The organism is Microbulbifer maximicatervae (SeqCode) (assembly GCF_052467695.1).
In genome coordinates this window covers 3,102,895-3,125,323 of the sequence record NZ_CP174320.1, presented here as the reverse complement: position 1 = coordinate 3,125,323, position 22,429 = coordinate 3,102,895, and the positions used below count along the sequence as shown (strand labels likewise).

The 22,429-nt window shown below is 45.1% G+C and carries 22 protein-coding genes, 3 tRNA genes and 1 pseudogene; 10 read left to right on the top strand and 16 right to left on the bottom strand.

Translation table 11 applies throughout. From position 1 onward, the window contains the following. Nucleotides 1-2: 2 nt before the first annotated feature. Together ccmB and ccmA are read right to left on the bottom strand one after the other, a co-directional pair. Nucleotides 3-716: a heme exporter protein CcmB gene (gene ccmB / locus ACJJI8_RS13815; RefSeq protein WP_444932714.1), complete on the bottom strand. Its 714-nt coding sequence runs from the start codon at nt 714-716 to the stop codon at nt 3-5. Then, nucleotides 703-1,377: a cytochrome c biogenesis heme-transporting ATPase CcmA gene (gene ccmA, locus ACJJI8_RS13810; RefSeq protein WP_444932713.1), complete on the bottom strand. Its 675-nt coding sequence runs from the start codon at nt 1,375-1,377 to the stop codon at nt 703-705. The genes ccmB and ccmA overlap by 14 nt, the downstream gene beginning before the upstream one ends. Before the next feature lie 298 nt (nt 1,378-1,675). On the opposite strand from ccmA, the gene ACJJI8_RS13805 reads away from it, so the two are divergent. Then, nucleotides 1,676-2,368: a 2OG-Fe(II) oxygenase gene (locus ACJJI8_RS13805; RefSeq protein ID WP_413665103.1), complete on the top strand. Its 693-nt coding sequence runs from the start codon at nt 1,676-1,678 to the stop codon at nt 2,366-2,368. 338 nt (nt 2,369-2,706) lie between these two features. Here the strand turns inward: ACJJI8_RS13805 and ACJJI8_RS13800 are convergent, their stop codons facing one another. Continuing rightward, complete coding sequence (locus ACJJI8_RS13800) at nt 2,707-2,886, bottom strand: PA3496 family putative envelope integrity protein (RefSeq protein WP_108735213.1); 180 nt, start codon at nt 2,884-2,886, stop codon at nt 2,707-2,709. A 410-nt stretch (nt 2,887-3,296) separates the two neighbouring features. On the opposite strand from ACJJI8_RS13800, the gene ACJJI8_RS13795 reads away from it, so the two are divergent. Next, nucleotides 3,297-3,372, top strand: a tRNA-Arg gene (locus ACJJI8_RS13795). Between the two features lie 301 nt (nt 3,373-3,673). Here ACJJI8_RS13795 and hdeA read toward each other — a convergent pair. The 4 genes from hdeA to ACJJI8_RS13775 form a co-directional block, all read right to left on the bottom strand. After that, a complete protein-coding gene (gene hdeA, locus ACJJI8_RS13790) occupies nt 3,674-4,102 on the bottom strand; it encodes an acid-activated periplasmic chaperone HdeA (protein WP_282933522.1) in 429 nt (142 codons plus the stop codon). Between the two features lie 2 nt (nt 4,103-4,104). Beyond that, nucleotides 4,105-4,332 (bottom strand): hypothetical protein, encoded by a 228-nt coding sequence (locus ACJJI8_RS13785; RefSeq protein ID WP_444932712.1) that lies wholly within the window; start codon nt 4,330-4,332, stop codon nt 4,105-4,107. A gap of 108 nt (nt 4,333-4,440) precedes the next feature. Beyond that, nucleotides 4,441-5,088 carry a hypothetical protein gene (locus tag ACJJI8_RS13780; RefSeq protein ID WP_444932711.1) on the bottom strand — a complete coding sequence of 216 codons (648 nt, stop codon included), beginning with the start codon at nt 5,086-5,088 and terminating at the stop codon, nt 4,441-4,443. A 412-nt stretch (nt 5,089-5,500) separates the two neighbouring features. Further along, nucleotides 5,501-6,001: an HNH endonuclease family protein gene (locus ACJJI8_RS13775; protein ID WP_444916052.1), complete on the bottom strand. Its 501-nt coding sequence runs from the start codon at nt 5,999-6,001 to the stop codon at nt 5,501-5,503. Between the two features lie 266 nt (nt 6,002-6,267). On the opposite strand from ACJJI8_RS13775, the gene ACJJI8_RS13770 reads away from it, so the two are divergent. The 5 genes and pseudogenes from ACJJI8_RS13770 (at nt 6,268) to ACJJI8_RS13750 (ending at nt 10,166) form a co-directional block, all read left to right on the top strand. Next, nucleotides 6,268-6,576, top strand: coding sequence for a hypothetical protein (locus tag ACJJI8_RS13770; RefSeq protein WP_444896638.1), 309 nt, complete (start codon nt 6,268-6,270; stop codon nt 6,574-6,576). A 128-nt stretch (nt 6,577-6,704) separates the two neighbouring features. After that, a pseudogene (locus tag ACJJI8_RS13765) lies at nt 6,705-7,286 on the top strand (HD domain-containing protein). Nucleotides 7,287-8,010: 724 nt separating this feature from the next. Next, a complete protein-coding gene (locus tag ACJJI8_RS13760; RefSeq protein WP_444932710.1) occupies nt 8,011-8,889 on the top strand; it encodes a CPBP family intramembrane glutamic endopeptidase in 879 nt (292 codons plus the stop codon). An 88-nt stretch (nt 8,890-8,977) separates the two neighbouring features. After that, nucleotides 8,978-9,475: a T6SS immunity protein Tdi1 domain-containing protein gene (locus tag ACJJI8_RS13755; RefSeq protein ID WP_444932709.1), complete on the top strand. Its 498-nt coding sequence runs from the start codon at nt 8,978-8,980 to the stop codon at nt 9,473-9,475. 73 nt (nt 9,476-9,548) lie between these two features. Beyond that, nucleotides 9,549-10,166 carry a LysE family translocator gene (locus ACJJI8_RS13750; RefSeq protein WP_444932708.1) on the top strand — a complete coding sequence of 206 codons (618 nt, stop codon included), beginning with the start codon at nt 9,549-9,551 and terminating at the stop codon, nt 10,164-10,166. On the opposite strand, the gene ACJJI8_RS13745 is transcribed toward ACJJI8_RS13750, so the two are convergent. Beyond that, nucleotides 10,131-10,298, bottom strand: coding sequence for a hypothetical protein (locus tag ACJJI8_RS13745; RefSeq protein WP_444896633.1), 168 nt, complete (start codon nt 10,296-10,298; stop codon nt 10,131-10,133). The genes ACJJI8_RS13750 and ACJJI8_RS13745 overlap by 36 nt on opposite strands. Nucleotides 10,299-10,501: 203 nt before the next feature. Here ACJJI8_RS13745 and ACJJI8_RS13740 point away from each other — a divergent pair, with 203 nt between their 5' ends. After that, nucleotides 10,502-11,131 carry an HAD-IA family hydrolase gene (locus ACJJI8_RS13740; RefSeq protein ID WP_444896632.1) on the top strand — a complete coding sequence of 210 codons (630 nt, stop codon included), beginning with the start codon at nt 10,502-10,504 and terminating at the stop codon, nt 11,129-11,131. Between the two features lie 1,093 nt (nt 11,132-12,224). After that, entirely contained in the window at nt 12,225-12,476 is a 252-nt protein-coding gene (locus ACJJI8_RS13735; protein ID WP_444896630.1) for a hypothetical protein, read from the top strand. 128 nt (nt 12,477-12,604) lie between these two features. Here the strand turns inward: ACJJI8_RS13735 and ACJJI8_RS13730 are convergent. From ACJJI8_RS13730 to ACJJI8_RS13720, 3 genes are all read right to left on the bottom strand, one after another. Continuing rightward, a tRNA-Ser gene (locus ACJJI8_RS13730) sits at nt 12,605-12,692 on the bottom strand. Nucleotides 12,693-13,326: 634 nt separating this feature from the next. Further along, the gene (locus tag ACJJI8_RS13725) at nt 13,327-13,836 is read right to left on the bottom strand and encodes a hypothetical protein (RefSeq protein ID WP_444896629.1); all 510 of its coding nucleotides are present in this window, start codon (nt 13,834-13,836) and stop codon (nt 13,327-13,329) included. A 1,372-nt stretch (nt 13,837-15,208) separates the two neighbouring features. Continuing rightward, nucleotides 15,209-15,296 (bottom strand) — tRNA-Ser (locus tag ACJJI8_RS13720). A gap of 888 nt (nt 15,297-16,184) precedes the next feature. On the opposite strand from ACJJI8_RS13720, the gene ACJJI8_RS13715 reads away from it, so the two are divergent. Further along, nucleotides 16,185-17,582: an adenylate/guanylate cyclase domain-containing protein gene (locus ACJJI8_RS13715; protein ID WP_282933535.1), complete on the top strand. Its 1,398-nt coding sequence runs from the start codon at nt 16,185-16,187 to the stop codon at nt 17,580-17,582. Between the two features lie 29 nt (nt 17,583-17,611). On the opposite strand, the gene cyoD is transcribed toward ACJJI8_RS13715, so the two are convergent. The 5 genes from cyoD to ACJJI8_RS13690 form a co-directional block, all read right to left on the bottom strand. Continuing rightward, the gene (gene cyoD / locus ACJJI8_RS13710; protein ID WP_444912603.1) at nt 17,612-17,932 is read right to left on the bottom strand and encodes a cytochrome o ubiquinol oxidase subunit IV; all 321 of its coding nucleotides are present in this window, start codon (nt 17,930-17,932) and stop codon (nt 17,612-17,614) included. Next, nucleotides 17,925-18,551 (bottom strand): cytochrome c oxidase subunit 3, encoded by a 627-nt coding sequence (locus ACJJI8_RS13705; protein WP_444916045.1) that lies wholly within the window; start codon nt 18,549-18,551, stop codon nt 17,925-17,927. The genes cyoD and ACJJI8_RS13705 overlap by 8 nt, the downstream gene beginning before the upstream one ends. Continuing rightward, nucleotides 18,552-20,627, bottom strand: a complete 2,076-nt coding sequence (locus tag ACJJI8_RS13700; protein WP_413665088.1) for a cbb3-type cytochrome c oxidase subunit I — start codon at nt 20,625-20,627, stop codon at nt 18,552-18,554. Beyond that, nucleotides 20,624-21,589: a cytochrome c oxidase subunit II gene (locus ACJJI8_RS13695; protein ID WP_444932707.1), complete on the bottom strand. Its 966-nt coding sequence runs from the start codon at nt 21,587-21,589 to the stop codon at nt 20,624-20,626. Before ACJJI8_RS13695 ends, ACJJI8_RS13700 begins: the two co-directional genes overlap by 4 nt. A 255-nt stretch (nt 21,590-21,844) precedes the next feature. After that, the gene (locus ACJJI8_RS13690; RefSeq protein ID WP_444905836.1) at nt 21,845-22,426 is read right to left on the bottom strand and encodes a hypothetical protein; all 582 of its coding nucleotides are present in this window, start codon (nt 22,424-22,426) and stop codon (nt 21,845-21,847) included. Nucleotides 22,427-22,429: the final 3 nt, after the last annotated feature.

Below are 22,429 nucleotides of genomic sequence, written 5' to 3'. Positions count from 1 at the left end.
AATCAATTATCCAGGCTAATACGTATTGCACCCGCAGCAGCGAGTGGCGCCAGTGCCGCAGCAGCCGCTAGGAGTGCTGCCAATATCGCCAGTTGGGCGCTGTAGGCATAGCCATCAATTGCCGCCTGTACTGCGCCGGTGCCGAAGATTAGCACGGGCACATACAGCGGCATAACAATTAGTGCCAAGAGCAAACCGGGGCGGCGCAAGGCAACAGTGAGTGCTGCACCAATGGCCCCGATCAAACTCAAACTTGCAGTTCCCAGCAATAGGGAAGCCAGCAAACAAACATAACCATCCACGGGCAGATTCAGCATTAAGGCGAGCAGCGGCGACAGCAATGCCAGCGGCAAGCCTGTGGCAATCCAGTGCACCAGGGATTTTGCAAGAACCGCAAAGTAAAGCGGTTGTGGTAACAGGGTGAGCTGCTCCAGGGTGCCATCTTCGAAATCACCTTTAAAAAGGCTTTCCTGGGATAGCATGGTGGACAGTAGGGCCATTACCCAGATCATGCCCGGAGCCATCTTTGCCAGAAGTTCGGGCTCAGGTCCTACCCCTAACGGCAAAAGTGCTAAAACCGTCACAAAAAATAATAAGGGGTTGGCAATATCTGCTCGTTTTCTCAACGCCAAGAGCATTTCAATCCGGAACAGCGCCATAAAACCAGGGCCACTGCGCACTTCGCTCACCGGTGTTTGGACATCAACTGTCGACATGCTCTCCCCCAAAATCCTCAAAAGGCTCAGAGACTGAATAGTCAGACAAATTAACCTCACTGAGTCCGGCTAATGACAGAGGTTGGTGTGAGGTCAGCAGAATTGAACCACCGCTATAAAGATGGACCGCCATTTGCTCTTCCAATGCAGCAACACCCACAACGTCGAGGGCGGTCAGTGGCTCATCGAGTATCCACAATCGAGGGGAATCAGGTAGAAATAATCGCGCTAGGGCAACCCGGCGATTCTGGCCGGCGGAAAGGGAGTGGCACAAGCTGTCCTCAAAGCCGGTCAGGTCGACTTTATCGAGCGCATTAAGCGCGTCCTCATGGTCAGCACCATACCAGGTGAGGTTTTCCAGCGGAGTCAGGCCACTGCGCACTCCGCCCCTGTGCCCGATATATAGTAAGGATTCACGCATCACCGAGAGCGATTGCGGGTAGGCGGTATCACACCAAAGGATCTCCCCAGTGAAATCACTGCTACTGCCAATCAAAGTGCGCAGCAAGGTCGTTTTACCCGCGCCATTACTGCCTTTGATTTGAATTGCAGCGCCGGCTTGAAGAGAAAACTGAAGGCCCTCAAACAAGCGCCGACCATCCCTTTCGCAGGCGAGATCTCTCACTTGCAGCACAACTTGGGACTTAGGGGTCACAGACATTCCAGGATAAAACCGCTCTGACAAATCTGAACGGCATTATACCGGCACCAGCGCTAATTGCATTGTCTCAGCGAGCAACATTTTAGCAACCCTTGATCTTTCGCAAGAATGCCCACTGATTCACACTGAAAAGCGCTATTTAAATTGGCACTGAATTGTAGTTTTGGTATTTTCACACCGTCGTGAGATTCAGTACCTGTTTCTCGCTGTACCCTCAAGGAAGTGGGTAATCTCAGAAGTCGACATAAAGCTGGACCCCCAAAAGGGCCAATTCTTCTGCTCGTAAGGATGCGTGTCTATGAACAATCTCGCCACCCATATCGATCCCTGGCTCGACGCTACTACTTTAATTGGCCAAGAAAGCCAGATTCACCAACAGCCATTTCCTTTCTTCGTGGCCAAGAACTTGCTGGCCGAGAACCTGATGGCATCCTTTATCAAAGACTTCCCAAAGCTTAAAGGGGCCGGTTACCTTCCCTACGATAGAAGCAGTTGTGGCACCACAATAAATGAACTGATTGAACAGTTTAGGGCTCCAGAATTCGCCGATGCTATTGGCAACAACCTGGGTATTGAGAATCTTTCTCAATACCCAACCTATGTTTCCATTAGCCGTACACTCAAGAAACGCCACGGCCGCATCCATACCGACGGACAGTCAAAAATTGCTACCGCCCTGCTCTACCTGAACCCGGAGTGGTCCTTGGACGGCACAGGCTGCCTGCGTTTCTTAAAAAGCGGCGATAACTTTGAAGATACTGCAGCCCCAGAGGTAAAACCTTCGTACGGTACCCTGGCCGCATTTAAGCGAGCCGATAACTCGTTCCACGGACACTTGCCTTTCGAAGGTAAAAGATTGGTTATCCAGGTAGCCTGGTTAGTCAGCGATGCTGACAAAAACAGAAAGGCCAAGCGCGGCAAGTTAGCTTCAAAACTCAAGCGTCTGCTGGGTTGGTTTGGAGGCAACTCTGCAGCCACACAAAATATGTAGCTACAGCCAACTCAATACCTACGATAGAGCCCGCATCCCTTACGGGCTCTGTACCTACACACCTTCTTCCCTATCTCCATAGCGCCCATTGCAAAAATAATAAACCTAACAACTTTAATTAGTGAAAATACAATACGGGGAAACAGAGCCCAACGATTTAAAAGCACAGAGAAAAGCCAGGGGAAAATAGAAGTGACTTGGGCAGGAAAGGCAAATTTTCAATAAAATCTATTAACTACGCAGAGTACAGTTTAAGCAATCCTATTTTTAGATTACTTTAATTTATTATCTGCACCCTGCATAGCTGGCCGTAGCCGTTAAAGTTTCAGCATATTTCGTTAGTCGAAATCATAATCCATTAATTCACGCCTTAAACGCTTTTCCTCCAATTTGTCTTCTACCATTCGACGTGCGTCGCGTGGTGGCTGAGAGGTAGCTTCCTTCAGCACTTCAGTTGCAATTTGTGGAATACCCACATTATCAAAATCTAGGCGTCTTTCGTTAACGTGGCCGCTCATACGAAACTCCATAATCTTGATTAGAGAAAGCAGAAATATCCTTATCGCACCAAGGGTGCAATTGCAGGTTATCCAGCTCAATCAATCGTGGTCAAGCAATAATTTATCAAGTGGAAATACGGCTTTTACGTCAAAACTTTCCAACTGATCCCCGAACAAAGCTATCCGCAAAAACCGCCATTTCGAAGTCAAAGTAGCGAAGAAAAAAGACAGATTTATGAAGGTTTTTCGAAAATTTTAAGAAAAGGGAACGACGGGAATAGCAGTAACCGAGTGGCGCCAATGTTACCCTCAGTGACACAGCAACTTGGTACGATTTGATGGAAGGTGAGTTAATGGTGAAAAGCATGACATGACACAGGGCTTTCCACAGGCTAGAATAGCGCCGCTCTTCAGCAGTGCTGACACCCGCCCCCGTCGGTTAACAGGATAAACCACGGACCTCCTAAGTCCGGACTGGTGGTTCGAGTCCACCCGGGGGCGCCATACATATCAAGGCAAATTAGCAAACGACTGCCTTTGACGAATGCATAAACAACGCCAGGAATAACCCAGCCAACAGCACCCCACCCCAGAAGAGCCTGGTAGAACGGCTAATTGTTCTCCCCCGCCTGGCTTCGTTTCTTACAGTCTTTCCCATATCACAAATCCATTTGCCTACTTTTCGTCCATTCACCATAAATACTAACCGAAACCATTTCGCTGGTGAATCTCCATCTCAGGATAGACAAAGCCCGGCACAAGCCGGGCCCAGAACAATAGCAATGCAAGTATTGACGAACAGCGCCTACTGGTTAGTCCCGTTTGTGCCACTGCCACCATTACTATTGTTCATCTGAGTGCCATCCTGCATTTTTTTCTGCATTTTCATCATCTGCTTTTCAGCTTTGTCCTTCTTGTGGTGCATCCCCACCTTGTGCCACTCATCTTTGAACTTAGCCCAGAAAGATTCTTTTGGCGCTTTGGTGCAGGCGGTAATCACCATCGGCGTCACTTTTTCTGTGCCTTCAATATCCAGCATATCCCCCTCTTCCGTGCCTTTCTTGGCGTAGGCGGCAGCCCAATAAACTGCTTTAGGTTTAAACTCATCGTCGATAGCCAGGAAATCCGCACAGGTCCAGTCTTTCGCCGGCTTCTTGGGATGGTTATCCGCGAAGGCAGCAGAAGCAGCAAGACTGGCAATTACCAAAGGAAGAATGAACTGCTTACTTTTCACAATTAGATCTCCAAAATATCCAGGGTTATCACCCCGTGAATCAATTGCAGGTAATGTGCAATCCGCTCGCTACCCACGGGCCGGGGAGGACTGGCCGGCAAGTCACTAAAATGACTGCGACAAACAGCGAGGCAAGGAATAGCCCCGGATTCACCAGCCTTACGACAGCGGAAACGCAAGCCAAGACACTGAATAAACGAATGCTTGGCCCATTGAAAGGATAGACGCATTTTTCATTTTTTGGGGAAAATCAAAAACACTTTCTTACCCACTTGCATACAAACTTTATTGTCCAGACGCATTCCATGTGAAGAAGCAGGCTTTACCTATATACACCTTTAGCTATTAGCGGTCGGAATAGAGTTTGCTGCCTCCCATTTTTGACTGTGCCTACCCAGCCTTAACAAAGAGAAACCTAACCAAATAAACCAGACTATTTGGGAAATTCCGAATATTTCTGTAAAGATATCGTCCGGATAGATAGTCGCAATTCCCGCCACTCCCACTAGCACACCGATAAAATTTAATGGCCGGGAAAAAAGCCCAGCTTGCAATGCAGCAATACTAATTAACAAAACCCAAAGTCCACCCACCAACTCATTGCCACCACCAAGACTTTCAACCATCAAGTATATTATTCCCCAGGTATCGAAAGCCTGCTGAACACTGACTTCCATAAGCCCCAAAGCATAGGCGAGTCCTATATTTGCGATCATACCGCTCGCTATGACAAGGCCCACCCAGACTGCTCCAAACAAGGATGCCAATGCAGCAATCTCCCTCCTCTTACTTTTTAGCTTTTCATATAAGCTAACTACCACACAGCCCAGTAATATCGCAAAGACCAAGTACATTAGGGTATAGGCAATATTAAAAATCAGTTGATTTTCTGCCAAGAATGTCATTTTTTCTATGGGGCTCCCATCCGATGGAAAAGACCAAAAAGCACCAAAGAATACAAAAGCACTAATATAAATTAACCCCATGCCAAACGCCGAGATACCCGCAACTCTATCCATAGCTACCCCCTATCATCTTTTAACTCAATTTAATGCCCGTAAATATTGCTTCAATTATGTAACCCAAGGAAGCCAAATTCGTAACACCCCACCCTATCTAAGCGGCAAGTAATCGCAGAAATGAATATTCAGCAGCAGAAGAAAATCACAGTGCTTTAACTGAAGTGTACATTAATGCCATTTCTGACTAGCGTTCATACCAGGACCTGTAGGTTAGGTGGATAGCTAAATATCACTATTGCCAACTAACCCGAAGGAGATAATAGGATGGGGAGCAAGGAGTGAAGGATCTAAATAATCAGGAGATCAGTGATTTCCATCAGGAGCCGATTTACTTAAAAATCAGCTCAATGTCAGCTCTAACGGTAGAGTGTCGTATTCAGTCGCCAAGCCGATACTTACGGGCCACAACCTCAAACTGACGGATATAAATGGCTTGGGCTGGCTTATAGGGCGGCAGCCACTGATCGGGCCCTTTATCTCCCTTACTGCGATTGTGGCCATCATCAACCAGCCACAAATTTGCAGGGTCTTCTGCAAAAGCTTTGCGCTGCTCCCGGCTCCAACTAGCACCACCGTACTTATGAGCCCAAGATAGCGGTACTATATGCTCCACATCCAGATCCGAAGCTTTTTCAAAAAACTGTCCCGTATAGGGGTCCATCCACAGGCCTGTAACCACTGTACAGCTCTTCTCATTGCTGAAGGCAACAGGAGCCAAAGAGAGACGGATCAATAGCTCCTGACGAGTATTCTGGCAATCACCATCGACATCAGACCACCGTGGCAACCACTCACTTCGATCATAAGATTGAGGGGTTACTTCATAACATCCGCTGAGGGTCAGCATGGACACTATTAATAAAGACTTAAGTCGCATAAAGCTAAACTGCGGCTAATTACTGCTGGGGGAGCATTTTGATTGTAGTTTAAGGGCGCGTCAACAAGCACTTTTCTTAACACAAAATTTATTCGAGGATATAAGTAATAATCGAACCTGACAGAGATACGGGTTATTTAGCATGTGCAAACCTGTAGTAGTAAAAATATACAAATAGCGACAATTTATCGATACTGTATATACTTAAACCAATAAAATTCGTTAGCAGAACAATTCAATACATCTCAACAGCAATAGCGAAATGCATGAAAACAATAACAACTTTAATCGTAGGATTTTTCCTTGGGGTAGGTTCCACTACCACCTTCCTTAGCTTTCGAGATTCCGGTACATCTGAAGTCTGGACTTTAACAAAATCGCTACAGACTAACGAAGGCATGATAATCCCAAGTGGTACACATTTTATAGTACATAAATACATGCCTGAAGGCTATGTATCCCTAGATCTTAACGTGAATGTAGAAGGAGTGACTCTAAAAAATTTTCACAAAAAAACTATAAATAAAAATCACTTCAGATCTCCTGTGTGGGCTGAAGAAGCAGTAAACAATTGAATCAGCATCAGCCAGAGGGAAACTGTGGGATACCATATAATATCTTTATATCAAAGCCTAAAAATACTCCAACAAAGACTTATATAATTCAGTTTCAATAGAAGATCCTACGTGAGAAGCGAAGTAGAATGAGTGATATTGAAAAAATCATAGAATTTGTTATCGAAATTGAGAAGCTTAAAGCTGTCCTGAGGCAAACAAAGCCAGTCGGTATAAATCGTTACGAGAACTCAGCAGAGCATAGCTGGCATGTCTCCTTAATCGCACTTATGCTCAAAGACTACGCCAATGAACGTATTGATATTAGCCGCGTTGTTAAGATGCTATTGATACATGACCTGGGTGAAATTGGAGCAGGTGATCAAATTGTGTATCAACCACTCACCGACGAGCAACAATTAAGTGAGACCCAAAGTCTAGCGCAAACACTATCGATATTACCGGACAAGCTCTCAGCTGAATTTATAGCTTTATAGGAGGAATTTGAGGAAGGCGTTTCACCTGATGGTAAGTTTGCAAAAGCGATTGATAGAGTACCTCCACTACTACATAACATTTATGGTAACGGCCATAGCTGGCAGAAACACAATATTTCCAAGGAACAGGTTTTCACTGTCAACTCAGAAAAAATAGCAGGTGGCAGTCATAAATTGTGGTCTACTATAGAGAAAAAACTCCATGAAGCAATTGAGAGTGGAGCTTTAAAGTGATCAGAAGGCATCCATAAACTTGTATACAGTAATGCTACGAGTAGAATGCACTACTCTAACAGTGAGACAATTATAAAATTTTACATCCAGCTGGTACAGAGGTGCATATTAAATTAAAAATAGCAAGCACCTGAAATTATACCTTTAAGAAAGGTTTAACTTTTTACTACTTCTACTGTACTTACATCCCCTCAATTTCACCACCCCCTTAAACAAAGATCAAGCATAGCTGGTAGGATATATATTCTCATTCAAAAGTTGACTTCCACATGAAAAATAATACCTACCCAGTAAGCGGTTGTTAACAAAGACACTTCGAGCTGCGCCTCGAACTACCAAACAAAATAGGCCTACCTAAAGCTAGACTCTTTAAACCTACAAAGATTGATCAATATCTCTGGATATCTCACAAGGGATACCGTTAATCGAATCTACAAAAGATGCAATGTGTCGTCTGGTAGACTTAAAGCAGCCAAGCCAAATAAAAGGTCAATAGGTATGAGTTCGAAAAGCAGTTAATAAGCTATTCCTTCTACATTTAGAATAGATAATTTAGAGAGTGTAAAATTCACCTAGCCTCAATAACAGTACTCTGCAGGGCAACCTTCAAAACCTTAAGCCTCTTGTAATCCCCACTCATTAAAAGTACAAGAGATATCCTATTTCGCACATAGACATACTGCAGATTAGCCATTTTAAAGATGGCACGGAGTTAACGATCTAGATGAAAGAATCGCTGAGCTCGATCAAAATTATCGCTGTTTTTTTAATTCTCACAGCGAGCCTCTACCCTATCGGATACTGGCTAATTTTTCACATGGAAAGCGCAGTACCCTTAATGCTTTCTGTTGGGCTTGCCACGGTCACAACATGCTTGATATTCAAGAAGAGTCTGGGCTCCTTAGGATGGTCTTGGGGAAGCTGGAAATATCAGTGGTTAAGCTATTTGGTACCCTTGGGCTATGTAGCAGCTGCCTACCTTATTATGTGGATCTTAGGTTTCGGGGAGTGGTATAACTCAGAATACGTTACGGCACTAAGAGAGGGGTATAAAGTAGATGCCTGGAGTGATACCAGTGTAATCATCTTTAGATTCTTAATTACTGCAAGTATCAGCTTTATATTGATACTGCCTGGAGTTTTAGGAGAGGAGATTGGATGGCGTGGATTGCTTGTACCTGAGCTCTCAAAGCTTATGTCCTTCTCAGGGATCGCATTAACCTCTGGGTTTACATGGGCCGCCTGGCATTGGCCCATGATGGTAGCAGGTGTCTACGGGAATGAAACAGCCCCTCTCAGCTATCAGTTGTTTTTCTTTACGCTAGGCTTAATGTCAATGTCAGTAATCATGACTTACGTAAGATTAAAGACTAACAGTGTTTGGCCTGCCGTTATTTTCCACATGAGCCTCAATGCATTTATTCAAAAATTCTTCAATCCATTGACCCTACAAAGCACAGATTCAGGTTGGTATCTCAATGAATTTGGTATGGTTTTACCTGTAGTTATTTTTTGTATCAGCATTTATTTCTGGAGAAAGGGCCAACAAGAGTTCGGCTCCGCTCAATCTGCAAGCGAACTGCTGTCTCCACAAAAATCTTGACGTAGCGCCATAGATGTGTGACAGAGGCTTGGATTAAGAACAATCATGAGTTTTGGGCAATTTTACCGCAGGCATATAGAAATACATTATGGATAATGAAGTAGATATTTTTGCTCCAGTTACTGATCTAGGAAAAAGAGATGCCCTTGAATGCTGGAGATGGCTAGTTGGCAAAAAGGCCTCCATGTGCCTTCTGACCTCCATGGGGGATTTATTCTTCAAAAGGAAGGAAGGCCTACTGAACAGGGAACGTGTCTATTTCCTAGATACTGGCACAGGAGAAATGGAACTTTCCGCTAAATCCTGGAATGCATTCCGAGAGATGATGGCAGCAATGAAAGATATTCCGGGCCACTGGTTTAAATACAGATTATTACTTGAGTTAGTGGAGCAACCATTAACTCAAGGTTGTTGCTATTCATCAATCCAACCACCGATAATGGGCGGGGAGTACATTACAGAAAATTATCAATCTGTATCTTGGGAAGTCCATCTAGATCTGTTAGGACAGATACATGAGCAACTCAGCGGCCTTCCCCCAGGAACACCAATAGCTGGTATAAGCTTAAAAATTGAAGAAGATTGAGAGGCCACCATTCAAAAGGGTTATCCCTGAATCCAGCATTTAAATCTATAATTTCATGTCAGGACTTGTCCTTATGATAAGCATTGAGTTTTTGATTACCTCTTTTATCGTTGTGCTGATACCTGGAACGGGAGTTCTATATACAGTTGCTGCGGGGCTATTTAAGGGTAAACGGGCAAGTATTTCTGCAGCGTTAGGTTGTACGCTAGGCATCATCCCCTCTATCCTTGCTTGCATCATGGGGCTGTCCGTAATCATTCATACCAGTGCATTAGCATTCCAGTTTGTAAAATATGCAGGAGTCGCATACTTATTGTACTTAGCTTGGTCAATGCTTAAATCTAGCAGCTCCCTGACTCTGGAGGAAAGTCAAAAGAAACAGAGCTTAACCTCAATTGCTTTCAAGGGGTTTATAATTAATATCTTGAACCCAAAGCTAACCATCTTCTTCCTGGCATTCTTACCCCAGTTTATTCCCTCTCAAATACAGAACCCCGTAGATAGTATGCTGATTCTTGGACTTGCCTTCATGGCTATAACCTTTCTGGTTTTCATTGTTTATGGCTTACTAGCAACAGTCATTCGAAATTATGTTATTCACTCAGAAAAAATTAGCATTATCATCCAAAGAGTCTTTGCGGGCAGCTTCGCAGCTTTAGGGCTCAAACTCGCCTTTACGAGCAGAGATTAACATGTCTTTAACTTGGGTTATTATTGGTTCATTTCTCCAGCTATCATTTTCCAGCCTTCTTTTTATGATGGCTGCACTTGCTGTAGGCGGCATTAATAATAAAAGAAACTTATCAAAGATCTCATCATTCATACTTGCGGCCTCCCCGTATTTCTTACCCTCAGTTAGCGCACTTGCTACCGGCATTGTTATATACCAATACAACCTCGGAGGGGGCGCCTCCCCTTATTAGTGGCACTTCATGTCTATTGCGGCGGCGGCTTTATCTATCATTTATATAAACTTACTATCGAAAAAATTGCGCAACATGAAAAAAATCAATACGAGCTTCGTCCGTGAGTAAATGCCTATTTTTTGATAACGACGGCACCTTAGTCGATAGCGAACATCTCTCCAGTATTGGCTTAGCTATGATGTTCGAAAATTACGGAGTAAAACTAGATGCTGATGAATTGGTCATAAAATTCAGAGGTTGGAAACTGGCAAGTATTCTATCCCTATTAGAAGAAGAGAATAATATCAAACTGAAAAGCAATTTTGTTGCAGCTTATCGCGATATAGTCACAAAAATCTTTACCAGAGAGTTAAAACCTGTTGAAGGTGTAGCAGACGCTCTTGAGGCACTTGATGGTGAGAAAGCGGTAGTATCTAGCGGCCCCCTGCAAAAAATCAAGCATGCATTAGATATATGCGGGCTATCTAAGTATTTCGGAAATAATTTATTCAGTTCATATGAAGTAGGCATATGGAAGCCTGATCCAGGCATATACCTACATGCTGCAAAAAGTATGGGCTACCATCCTGAGAACTGCTCCGCTATAGATGATGGGCCAGTGGGAGTTCAGGCCGGTATAGAAGCAGGCATGAAAACTTACTTTTTTAATCGTCTTAACGAGGAATCTAATACAGTTGGTGTAGTGTCCTTTCAAGCGATGAGAGAGTTACCAAAACTAATAGGTAACTAATCCTCCAAGAACACTATACCTTTAGTTTATTAACATCATTCAAGCTCATGCTACAACCGGTCATCATGGGCGGCAGAGAAAAGATGGTTCCCGACAAGCAATATCTATTTGGCTCTTTGCCCATGGGAGATACAATTTAGCCATTAACAGTAGTGCAAAATATAGACAGAAAACCTATCATTCCATGTCTAATAGGATGTCGGTTTCACACGATACCTTCAGCACTACCCCTTGTACCCATCCTCACAAAACCTATATCTGGCTACAGTAAGAATGTTCTCAAAGTTATTTAAAAAGAGTAAACCACGAGTCTATCTGGATAAAATGATTGTCGTCTCACAGAATGAATTTAGCAAGATTGGTGCTTGGGGGGCTTTTAAGGGCGGAGATTTAGAGGCGGGCATTCGTCATAGGCTGGTAGAAATTTTCTCCTTACCACATATATCGAGTCGAATAGAACCTAAATCCAATGATTTAGCATCTTAAAAGTAAGAGGGGGTGAGTTTGACACCGCATACTTTGGAGAATTTGGTGCAATGCCTGTATTCTGGCGGCCAAAGATTGAAGTCGCAGCTAGACTCTATTACGCCGACTCCAATAAAACACACTCCTCTTATAGGGCTCGAGAGAAAATGCCATGGAGAGAATATTTTTCAGGAGTATTCAGCCTAAGAGGGATGCTCAAATATAGGCCTGTTTTTGGAGCAAAAGAGCTAGAACCTATTCTCTATAGAGCATGTGAAAAACTGCTTGCCAGTATGGTGAAGTCAGTATGAAATACCGTAAATTTAGGCAATCCGCTACTACTTACGGACTTATTTTTTCCTGCGATAGAGATATCACAGCCCTAAGATAGGATATTAAAGTAACCAGGACTTTTGAGAGCTATCGAGAGGGTGATTTTTAAGTATAGCCAGATTTGCAGATAAGCTATTAGACTGAAAGGGCTTATCAAACCCATACCCTTTCAAATTTGATAATAATATAAAAAACACACTTGGACTGGCCTTGAAGTAACAATCAGGCACGACTTGTGATGGGTGCTGCTCTAAATCGTATACTTAACAATAACCTTAACTTTCTGGTGATTGTAATGCTCAAAATCAAAGAAGCCGCCGCTTTTATTCTAGTCGCCTCCCTAATGGGATGCTCCTCAGATACTCCAGAGGACCCCAAACCCACCACACCGGTCGGTTCAGACAAGGATGCACACGGGTGTATAAACTCAGCCGGCTACCTTTGGTGTAGTAAAACTAAAGAATGCGAACGACCATGGGAACTTGCAGAGAAGGCTGGCTTTGCTAACACTCCCAGCAATTTTGATGAGTATTGCGGTAATAAATAGGGTCTCTGCCTAGCAGCCTCCTCCATCTATAGGAGAAAGCAGTGACAGCTAAGGTCTTTGATACTCAAGATTAAAGAACAAAAGCTTCAGAAATAAAAAAGCCCGGCATAAGCCGGGCTTTTAGAAGATGGCGGTGAGGGAGGGATTCGAACCCTCGATGCCTTTCGACATACACACTTTCCAGGCGTGCTCCTTCGACCACTCGGACACCTCACCAAATTGTCGCCCTCTGCAAGGGCATTCCGCTCATTATGCGGCCTCCCACGTCACCAAGATCCTTAACAAAATCAATAAGATAGATGCAAGATCGTTAAGAGAGCGCGAACTTTACCTCAATATTAAGAGAAATTCCAGTTGAACTTCAGATGTTTGCGGTCATATTTTATCTAAGGGTGACATACCAAGGTTCAGGTTTACATTTAATGCGACCGTTATGAGTTTGCTTAGCAAACATGACCAAAATTTAGGCGTTACTAGGGAACCAAAGAAGAGTAAATAGCTGTAGCAGAAGTCACAAAGAGCCTCGTCATTTCAATAAACACTAAATGCGGGGGTATCAACAAACACCCTGCACCCTCTCTTGCCAATCTCCCTCCTGTTTAGCAATACTATTACTTCTAGTGTATTATCTAGCCTCATTGTTTCACGTCCTGGTAAACCTTCATAGCGCCTAACTTAAAATCTGAAGAGAAATAGCTGGTAAAGCTAACTTTAGTAAAACCGTCAGCACCTACCTCCAATCAATAAGTATTCAATATGTATTTCTTAGCAAAAGCTGAAATCACGTGGACACTTCATATATTCATTCCCACATAATGTCATCGACAAATACCAACCATGCTACTAACTGTCATTCAATTTGATTAAACCTAATAGGATCCTTCAATTCAATTAAGTCATAGAACTCATCTTGTGATCGGCTAAAAGCTGCAACCTCCTTATAAGCTAGAAATAAAAACGCAACTACCGTCACTTCCTCTCCATTAAATTGAAAAACATCTGAACAGTTATCAAAAAATTCAAAAAATCTCAACCGACTGAAAAATAACCCTCTAATCCCATGCTCATTGAGCAACTCACTCTCCAGTTCAAGCATATCCCCCCAATTAGTGGTACTATCATCAGGGAGGTTAGATAAGTAATCTATCAAATAAGATATCGTTTCAGTTGGCCCATCGGTAACCGTTACAAAAATTTTATTCTTTTTAGGAATTAATCCAGACACTAAATATAAGCCTGTAGGCGACAACCCAACCCTTAGCGCATAGGCCTCTCCCCTTAATAAAAATTTATCAATAGCGTCGGGATCCACAGTGGGACTTTGTTCAAAATAGCTTATTAATCTATCTTCAAAAATCATTAAAAAATCCTCAGGATATTATCTTTTTTCACTAAACTTCTGAATTTTTATTCTTTCAGCTGAACTCATTTAGTTTTTTCCGCCCCCACTTTGGTTGCAGGACCCGGCCAACCCAACGCAATTATCGGCACAATTTTAACATTTATCAGTGCTTTTAGGCAGTACTGACGGAATCAGATAACAGAAAAACCCGCTGTTACAGATAGCCCTCACTATTACCGGCCTCAATTACAAGGTATACAGAGAAGGTAATAATGGATGGAACCACGCATATTACGCCCCCCCCAATTAGTTTTCAAAAATATCAAAAAAAAGCTCAAGAATAAGCCATCATAGCAACAGTTCAGTCAAGCACTATTTTAATGCCAAACTAAACACCATAAAAGTAAGAAGAATAGACCTTCCCAGGGCCACCACAATCCCAGCCAATCAGATATAAAAGTCTTAGCTGCCTATACTTGAAAAGCGGCTGATACCTTAACAGTTCTGTTCACATCCAATAATTACATTTAACACCTATAATATGAGCAAAGTAGAAGCTAAAACAAAAAGAATAAATAAAAACCCACAAGGAGCACTCTACACAACCCTAACCACCAACAAATAGCACTTAGACAGACACTACAAAAAAAATACGCACCCAAGAACTAGTGAAAAATATTCCTCAAGTATCTTTAAAATTATTCTCCCTCTTTTTCCTAGCCCACTGTTTATTTCCTCAGATACTAGGTGAAAAATTCAGTAAGCATGTACAAATTCATCACCTAAAGCCAACTGTGGCCATATACAGAAATCTCCCCCCCTAAAAAGCACTGCGGTCCTAATCGATTCTTACCTTTAGAAATCCACCCCGTACTTTTTCACTATCATCATAAACTGCAGAATATAAAAAATCTGGACTAACTCACGAGATAGCATCCTTTCATCAACAACTTGTAACGCACTTAGTTTGCACTTGAAAGTGTTTCCACCTATCTACCTACAACATGAGAATTAAATTATAGGTAATCGAAAAACATACAAGGGAGTCGGTCAAAACTTAAAATACAATCTCACCAACCAAGACACTTCATCGCACAATACTCTTACATGACCGCGATTATCTCGAAGGCTTCAAACACAGCAGTATTTATCGAACAGCTAATAAGGACTACCCTGAACAACACCCCATCGGCTCCGGGGCTGCCTACATAGATGACCGGAAAAGTAGACTTTTAGTATTAGAAAGGGCCGAATGATGCAGCTCACGCTTAGTGTCGACTCGAAAGCTCGGCAGCTTTACCCCGCAAGATCACCTGCCAAAAAAACGGGACTGAAGGGGCTGGAAACCCTGGAAACAAAAAAGCCCGGCATAAGCCGGGCTTTTAGAAGATGGCGGTGAGGGAGGGATTCGAACCCTCGATGCCTTGCGACATACACACTTTCCAGGCGTGCTCCTTCGACCACTCGGACACCTCACCAAATTGTCACCCTTCGCGAGGGCTCTCCGCGTTGTAGCGGTCTCTCTCTTCAGCGAAATCTTCAAGGAAATCAGGAAGATAGCTGCTGTGTCGTCGAGAGAGCGCGCACTTTACCCAAATGTTCCTTGTTGTGCAAGCACTAATGCGAAAAAAGTCTCTCTGGCTGTTAAAACGGGGCATCATGAGGGAGCTCAGGCTATCCGCACAAGTCACCACGACTATTTGCCCCTTCAAATGAGCCCCTCAGCTATCGCAGGTTTGGTGACTAGACTCTGTGAGTCGATTGATCCAGGCTCTATATTAGTCCGACCAGCATTAGTTTTCCGGCCTGCTCTGCCCCTTCAGTTCTCCAATATAAGGGCTGTACAACTTATGTAACCCCTTGACTCAAAGGTGAATATAAGCCCGGCTTTATCTGAGGCCGATACCCAACCCCTTAAAGCAGCTATAAGAAAAATTGCCTTTTGCTGCCCCCCCCCTTTTCCCTTCACCTGGTACAAGTCGCCCGGATTCCTGAGCTCAGATTGATCTAGGTTAATAATGTCGGAAAAGCACCCTGTCATAATCCTTGGCCTGCTGTAGAGTCAGTGGTCGCTATCTATATAAACCTTGATACACAAAGCCCTAAGGTACCCTCCCTGCCTAAACTGCAAATCTGCCATGAAAATTGGGAGGTTCTGAGGCTAGAGGTGCGGTAATATCACCGGCGACAACAACGAGAAAAATATCACTTGCATGCACAGTTTTTTCGCATTCTGTTCCTCGGAAGAGTAAACTGCGCTGCTGGAGTCACGGCGTGGCTATACGGTGGATGGGGAAATCGGAGCCACCCTATCGCCAACGCGCAAGGTGTTCACTTTCTGCTCAAACGGACAAAGAACAACACAAATGCAGGACCAGCTTGAGGAGAGCACGGGGCGGAATGTTAACCCTCGCTACTCCACCTATTTTCGCACCCTGATTTTATTTGCCGCTGCCGGTACCCTGGCAAACGCGGTGAATTGGGATGCGCCATGGCAATCAGACAAGCTGGTTATTACCGGATCTGCTCTTTTCATCATTGCTTATACCGCTCTCGCCCAATTTATCCTCTACAAAACTGGCGATAAAAAAGCACTGAAAACCCGCCGCTGCCTTTCTTTCCTGGATACAGTACTGATCGGCATCACCATATCCTTGGCAGACTTCAGCATGCTGCCCTCGCTGCTGCTGGTTACCATGGTCCAGCTGAATGCCCTCACTGGGGGCGGCGGCGGTCGCGCTTGGTTTGAGCACAATACCGGCTTATTGGTTGGGGTCGTTATCGGGTACCTGATGCACGAACCATCCCTACTGGTGAGCGCTGACCTCACTATCAGCACCGTAAGCCTGATCTGTATTCTGGCCTATTTATGCGCCTATGCATTCTTTACCCACCGCCAGATTGGCCAGCTTAAGGAAGCCAATCACTCCCTGATGGTTGAGCAGCGCGTTAGCAAGGTTCGCTCCTACAAACTTTCCAAGTACTTGCCACAAAAGCTGTGGCGCTCTGTCACTACTGGGGATGAAGAAGCTCTGGTGACCCAGAGAAAGCTCCTCACCGTTTTCTTTTCTGACATCAAAGACTTCAGCCAGCTCACCGAGGAATTAGAGGCAGAGACCTTTACCCAGCTGCTCAATAATTACCTCTCTGAAATGGCACGCATCGCTGGGCAATACGGCGGCACTATCGATAAGTTTATCGGCGATGCGGTAATGGTTGTTTTTGGGGACGATGAGAGTAAAGGACCAAAGTCAGACGCTCTGCGCTGCGTAGCTATGGCCCTGGCGATGCGTAAACGCGTACGTGAAATGAAGCAGGAATGGTACAACAAAGGTATCTCGCGCCCCCTGCAGGTTCGTATGGGTATTAATACCGGCTACTGTACTGTCGGCATTTTTGGTACTGCCAACTACCAGTCTTACACGGTGATGGGTACCCACGTTAACCTCGCCTCTCGATTGGAAGGCGCCGCCCAGCCGGGAGAAATCCTGATTAGCCACGAGACCTGGGCCATGATCAAACACACAGTAATGTGCCGGGACAAAGGGCACATCACCGTAAAAGGTATTAGTACCCCGGTGAAGGTTTACCAGGTTACTGATCTGCGTAAGAACCTGGGTGGCCAGCAGAGTTACTTGGAGGAGCATGCCCCCGGATTCTCAATGCATTTAGACCTGGATAAAATCCGAAATTACGATAAAGAAAAGGTTTTACAGTCCCTGCAAAAAGCAGCATCCAACCTGAAGAGCAAAGTTATTATCTAATTTTATAAAAGGTGCGTAAGCGTAAAACGCTACATAGTTGTATGCATACGCACCGCCAGGTTCCCCATAATCCAGACTGTACCTAACACAATAATCAAAAGAATTAAGCTAGAGAAAAGGATTAACGCCAGGTTATCCCTCCGGTCCCGTTGGGTCGTTACGTTCAAGAAATATTTTAATTGCACTACCAGTTGCGCAACCCCCAGTAACGCAACGAGAATCAAGACACTTTTATTCTCCCTTCCGATCGTCAGCACTGCGGCAAAAGCCGCCAGAGTGAGCACAATAGACAGGATATAACCTGTGATATACAGCCGCAGGTGTTGTGCAAAAGTCGGTTCTTTAGCCATAGACCCAGCCACCGAAATAAACCACGGAAAAAATTCCGATCCAAATCAAATCGAGGAAATGCCAGAACAATGCCAGGCGCAGAAAGCGCAGCTTTACGACATCCCCCAATCCCATAGTGAAAACCTGAACGATCAAAACGATCATCCATAGACAGCCGAAAGTGACATGGAGACCGTGCAAGGGCACTAAACCAAAAAAGGCTGACAGGTAACCACTGCGCTGTGGCACCCCTCCCTTCTCGGCCATCCCGGCAAAGTCGTAAAGTTCCAACGCCAGGAAACCCATGCCCAGCAACAGGGTTATCACCACCCAAAATAGAAAGGCAGAGCGACTGCGTTCATGCTTAACAATAACTGTCGCAATACCCGCAGTGAGGCTGCTGGTTAGAAGAAGCATCGTTTGGGCGAACAAGCTGCCGAAATCAAAAAGCTCTTTCGGGCCCGGCCCTCCGGCGGTAGCGCCCACCATGGTGATATAAATCGCAAATACCACCCCAAAGAAAATCAGGTCGCTCATCATGAAGACCCAGAAGCCAAAGATCACCATATCGGGATCTCTGTGGATGGCTTCGTGGGGATTGATGCTGCCCGGGCTTTTCGGTGAAGAGACGGGATTCATTTAGATCTCCAGCTTCGCAAGGCCGACATTTCGCGGGGAATCTTCCAGGTCCCGGCTCACCGCCTCGCTCTTCTCGACCAAGGCCAACCAAGCTTCCGTATCCTTCTCTAACTGACTGGCAGGAATAATATATTCCGTTTCTTTGCGGAAGGTGGCGGCGATAACTGCAACCAAAATGGTTAATGCGGAGATCAGTGCAAGCCACCAGATGTACCAAACCAGGGCAAACATCAAAATTCCACTGACAACGCACAAAATAAATCCGAGAGGATTATTTTTAGGGAGCTCTATGTCTCGATAGACTTTAGGCCGCTTATAGGCTTCACCGTGCTCCTTAGCCTCAGTAAATGCATCCCGATCAGTAACCTTGGGTATTTCAACAAAGTTATAAGCCGGTACTGGAGCGGGAGAGTTCCACTCCAGGGAGCGTCCATCCCAAGGATCACCCACAGGAACCTGGGTTTTCTTTCGGTCCCTGATACTTACGATAAATTGAATAACCAGCGAAATTAAGGCCGCCAGAACAATCATTGCGCCGATAAAAGCAACGATCATGTAAGGCTTGAATGTGAGATCGGCATAGCTGAATGATCGTCTTGGCATCCCCAATAAGCCGGCGCCGTAGAGTGGGAAAAATGTCACCATAAATCCTGCAAACCAGAGATAGGCTGAACGTTTGCCCCACTTATCATTAAGGCGGAAACCAAATGCTTTGGGGAACCAGTAGTTGTACCCTGCCAAAATTCCAAACAGCACGCCGGGAATCAGAACATTGTGGAAATGCGCCACCAGGAACAGTGTATTGTGCACTTGGAAATCAACCGTAGGGTTAGCCAGGATAACCCCGGAGAGGCCACCAATCACGAACAGGATTAAAAAGCCGATGGCATAAACCATTGGAGTGGTAAAACGTATTCGACCGCGATACATGGTCGCCATCCAGTCGTAAACTTTCACCCCGGTCGGCACCGCGATCAGCATAGTCGCTATACCAAAGGCAATATTGATCGTCGGACTCTGCCCCATGGTAAAAAAGTGATGTAACCACACAGTAAACGACAGAATCGCAATACACATGGTGGCAATCACCAGGGATTTATAGCCGTACAGGGTTTTGGCCGAATAGGTGGAAAAGACCTCGGAAAAAATCCCATAGGCTGGCAGCACCAATAGATAGACCTCAGGGTGGCCAAAGAGCCAAAACAAATTGGCATAGTTCATCATATTTCCACCGAGGTCATTGGTGAAGAAGTGGAAATCCAGGTAGCGATCCAAGCCCAACATCAGTGCGGCAACGCTGAGAGGCGGCATTGCGAAAATCATTAGAATGGAGGCGCAGAGTACGGTCCAACAAAACAGTGGCATACGGAATAAGTGCATTCCTGGACCACGGCATTTATACACGGTGACGGTGAAATTAATCCCCGTTAATGTGGTCCCCGCCCCAGAAAATACGATCGCCCATATCCAGTAGTCAGGCCCAACCCCAGGGCTAAAATCCGCCCCCGTATAAGGCGGATAAGCCGACCAACCCCCAGTAGAAAACTGCCCCACCACCAGAGAGACCATCAACAAAATACCGGAAGAAACTGTCACCGCCAGGCTGATTTGATTAAGTACCGGGAAGGCCACATCACGGGCACCAATTTGCAGCGGCATAGCGAAATTAATAAGGCCCACCAAAAACGGAACTGCCACAAAAAACACCATTATGGTGCCGTGTGTACTGAACAACTGGGCAAAGTGATCTGCATAGAGGAAGCCTTCCGGTGCGGCGGCTTGCTGGGCACGCATTACCATCCCCTCCAGCAACCCTCGAACCAACATCACGATCGCAAAAGCGATATACATAATGCCGATTCTTTTGTGATCAGTGCTGGTCAACCAATCCCGCCAGAGTGTTCCCCAGACTTTAAACCAGGTCAATAAAAACAGGATTCCCACTGTTGCCAGTATTACTATCGAGCCCGCCACACTGGCAACGGCCTCACTGACTGAGGGCCGCTCAAGAAACCCGCTAAATACCAGAGAATCCCAATTGAGCTTACCCAGCCAACCGTAATCCAAATTGTTCATGGCTGCGCTCCCTCGGCATCATCCTCGCCTCGGCCGAATTTTCGGGTGCCGGGCTGCTCTTCTATGCTCAGCGGTTTACCGGAGTGATAACGCATTACTATTTCATGAAAAAGGTCTGTGCCCGGCAAGTTAAAATACAGTGTATTTTCTGGCATCTTGCTATTTCCCAAGACTTTGTATGCTTGTTTTTTGGTATTTCGCTGTGCCAGGCGGTTATAATTTTCAGCGTTTAGGACAACCCCTCCAGCTCGCACACCTTGGACCCAAGTCTCGAAGGATTCATCATTCACCACTCGGACGACAAATTTTTGATCAGCAAAACCATCGCCGGTATATTGGGTGTTCTCTCCCTCCGTCTCTCCCGTCTTGGATGCAATAAAATTAAGCTTTGTGGTCATTCCCGGCATCACATAAATCTGCCCTGCCAGTGCAGAAATAAAAAACGACTGCATTACAGTATCACTGGTCAATATCATTGAGACTGGAGTGTGTACGGGCACAACCAATTCACCGACTGTTGCAATATCCAGCTCCGGATAGATAAACAACCATTTCCAGTCGAGCCCCACTACCTGCACTTTTACCGGGGGAACAACACCCTGGATTTCCTTGTAGGGATCGAGCCGTGCCGTTGCACGCCAGAGCATCACTGACAACACAATAATGACCAGAAATGGCACACCCCACATAATCACTTCCAGCGGGCCATAAGTTTCCCATTTTGGCGCGTAAAATCCTCGACCTTTTTTCCTCCGGTATTTGAACAGGATCACTGGGACCAAAATAAATACCGGGAGAACGGCGACCATGGTAAGTGCTATTGCCCAAAAGAAGTGTACTTTCTGCTCTTCCGCCACTGGACCCAGTGGCATCAGAAAGGTTTCAGAAGCAATGGCTGAATAAGGGATTAATATGACTGAGAGAAAAACTGGCAGGAAAAATAGTGTTCGCAGAGTGTGCATATCAACACACCGCCACCATCTTAAATACGCTCGCAAAAAAACCACAGGGGCTTTTAGATTCCAATCCATGGTAAAGCCTACCGCCAAAAGTAGTTAGCCGGCATCTATTCCTGCTAACGCTTTGAATTCCCTTTCGAACCATTGAACGCGCACTCTTTGATAGGCCCATCAACGGTTTGTCTCACCAGAATAGCTGAATACAACAGCTCTATTGGCCTGGAGAAAGGTTCGATAAAAATCACGATAAATTAGCGGCTATAAAACGCCATTGCCAGACATAGTGCGAATCATCACCTCTACAAACTCGCGTAAATCTCTCTCATTGGGATGGCGCAGCTCCTCCCCTGAATACTTGTATAAAAAAGTATCCGACTGAACCGACCAATAAACTTCGTCACTGGGCGCCGAATATAAACGTGTCTCCACAACAGCAACCTGGGAGTTGCGGATATTCGGGTTGATCCGTTTTAATGCCAACAATTGGGTAACCAATAAAGTGTCAAATCCCCTCTCCCGGAGCAAGGGTGCAATCTCCCCCATTGAGGGAACACCAGTTATTGCCCCCAGAGCACTCCAGGAATGCGCATCAATACCCGTATCCTGCAGTTGCATGACCCACTCCCTTTCTACCTGCCCACCGACTATCGGCCTCGGTACCAGGGTATATGCGAGTACCAGGGTTTTTCCTAAGCTTTGAATACCAATATATGGGGACTGCCATACCCGCGTAACCACGGTACTGGCTGAAGTCCATCCGAGTAGAAGAGAAATCAATGAAAGGCTGCATAGCAACCTAATAATTCGAGCTTGAAATACCTTCTCTCGTTTTACTCGCATATA

What these genes read in the sequence shown, in the direction of transcription:
- ccmB (WP_444932714.1), bottom strand. Translation starts at nt 716, where the DNA reads ATGTCGACAGTTGATGTCCAAACACCGGTGAGCGAAGTGCGCAGTGGC.
- ccmA (WP_444932713.1), bottom strand. Translation starts at nt 1,377, where the DNA reads ATGTCTGTGACCCCTAAGTCCCAAGTTGTGCTGCAAGTGAGAGATCTC.
- ACJJI8_RS13805 (WP_413665103.1), top strand. Translation starts at nt 1,676, where the DNA reads ATGAACAATCTCGCCACCCATATCGATCCCTGGCTCGACGCTACTACT.
- ACJJI8_RS13800 (WP_108735213.1), bottom strand. Translation starts at nt 2,886, where the DNA reads ATGAGCGGCCACGTTAACGAAAGACGCCTAGATTTTGATAATGTGGGT.
- ACJJI8_RS13785 (WP_444932712.1), bottom strand. Translation starts at nt 4,332, where the DNA reads ATGCGTCTATCCTTTCAATGGGCCAAGCATTCGTTTATTCAGTGTCTT.
- ACJJI8_RS13780 (WP_444932711.1), bottom strand. Translation starts at nt 5,088, where the DNA reads ATGGGGTTAATTTATATTAGTGCTTTTGTATTCTTTGGTGCTTTTTGG.
- ACJJI8_RS13775 (WP_444916052.1), bottom strand. Translation starts at nt 6,001, where the DNA reads ATGCGACTTAAGTCTTTATTAATAGTGTCCATGCTGACCCTCAGCGGA.
- ACJJI8_RS13770 (WP_444896638.1), top strand. Translation starts at nt 6,268, where the DNA reads ATGAAAACAATAACAACTTTAATCGTAGGATTTTTCCTTGGGGTAGGT.
- ACJJI8_RS13760 (WP_444932710.1), top strand. Translation starts at nt 8,011, where the DNA reads ATGAAAGAATCGCTGAGCTCGATCAAAATTATCGCTGTTTTTTTAATT.
- ACJJI8_RS13755 (WP_444932709.1), top strand. Translation starts at nt 8,978, where the DNA reads ATGGATAATGAAGTAGATATTTTTGCTCCAGTTACTGATCTAGGAAAA.
- ACJJI8_RS13750 (WP_444932708.1), top strand. Translation starts at nt 9,549, where the DNA reads ATGATAAGCATTGAGTTTTTGATTACCTCTTTTATCGTTGTGCTGATA.
- ACJJI8_RS13745 (WP_444896633.1), bottom strand. Translation starts at nt 10,298, where the DNA reads ATGAATGATGAGATCTTTGATAAGTTTCTTTTATTATTAATGCCGCCT.
- ACJJI8_RS13735 (WP_444896630.1), top strand. Translation starts at nt 12,225, where the DNA reads ATGCTCAAAATCAAAGAAGCCGCCGCTTTTATTCTAGTCGCCTCCCTA.
- ACJJI8_RS13725 (WP_444896629.1), bottom strand. Translation starts at nt 13,836, where the DNA reads ATGATTTTTGAAGATAGATTAATAAGCTATTTTGAACAAAGTCCCACT.
- ACJJI8_RS13715 (WP_282933535.1), top strand. Translation starts at nt 16,185, where the DNA reads ATGCAGGACCAGCTTGAGGAGAGCACGGGGCGGAATGTTAACCCTCGC.
- cyoD (WP_444912603.1), bottom strand. Translation starts at nt 17,932, where the DNA reads ATGGCTAAAGAACCGACTTTTGCACAACACCTGCGGCTGTATATCACA.
- ACJJI8_RS13705 (WP_444916045.1), bottom strand. Translation starts at nt 18,551, where the DNA reads ATGAATCCCGTCTCTTCACCGAAAAGCCCGGGCAGCATCAATCCCCAC.
- ACJJI8_RS13700 (WP_413665088.1), bottom strand. Translation starts at nt 20,627, where the DNA reads ATGAACAATTTGGATTACGGTTGGCTGGGTAAGCTCAATTGGGATTCT.
- ACJJI8_RS13695 (WP_444932707.1), bottom strand. Translation starts at nt 21,589, where the DNA reads ATGCACACTCTGCGAACACTATTTTTCCTGCCAGTTTTTCTCTCAGTC.
- ACJJI8_RS13690 (WP_444905836.1), bottom strand. Translation starts at nt 22,426, where the DNA reads ATGCGAGTAAAACGAGAGAAGGTATTTCAAGCTCGAATTATTAGGTTG.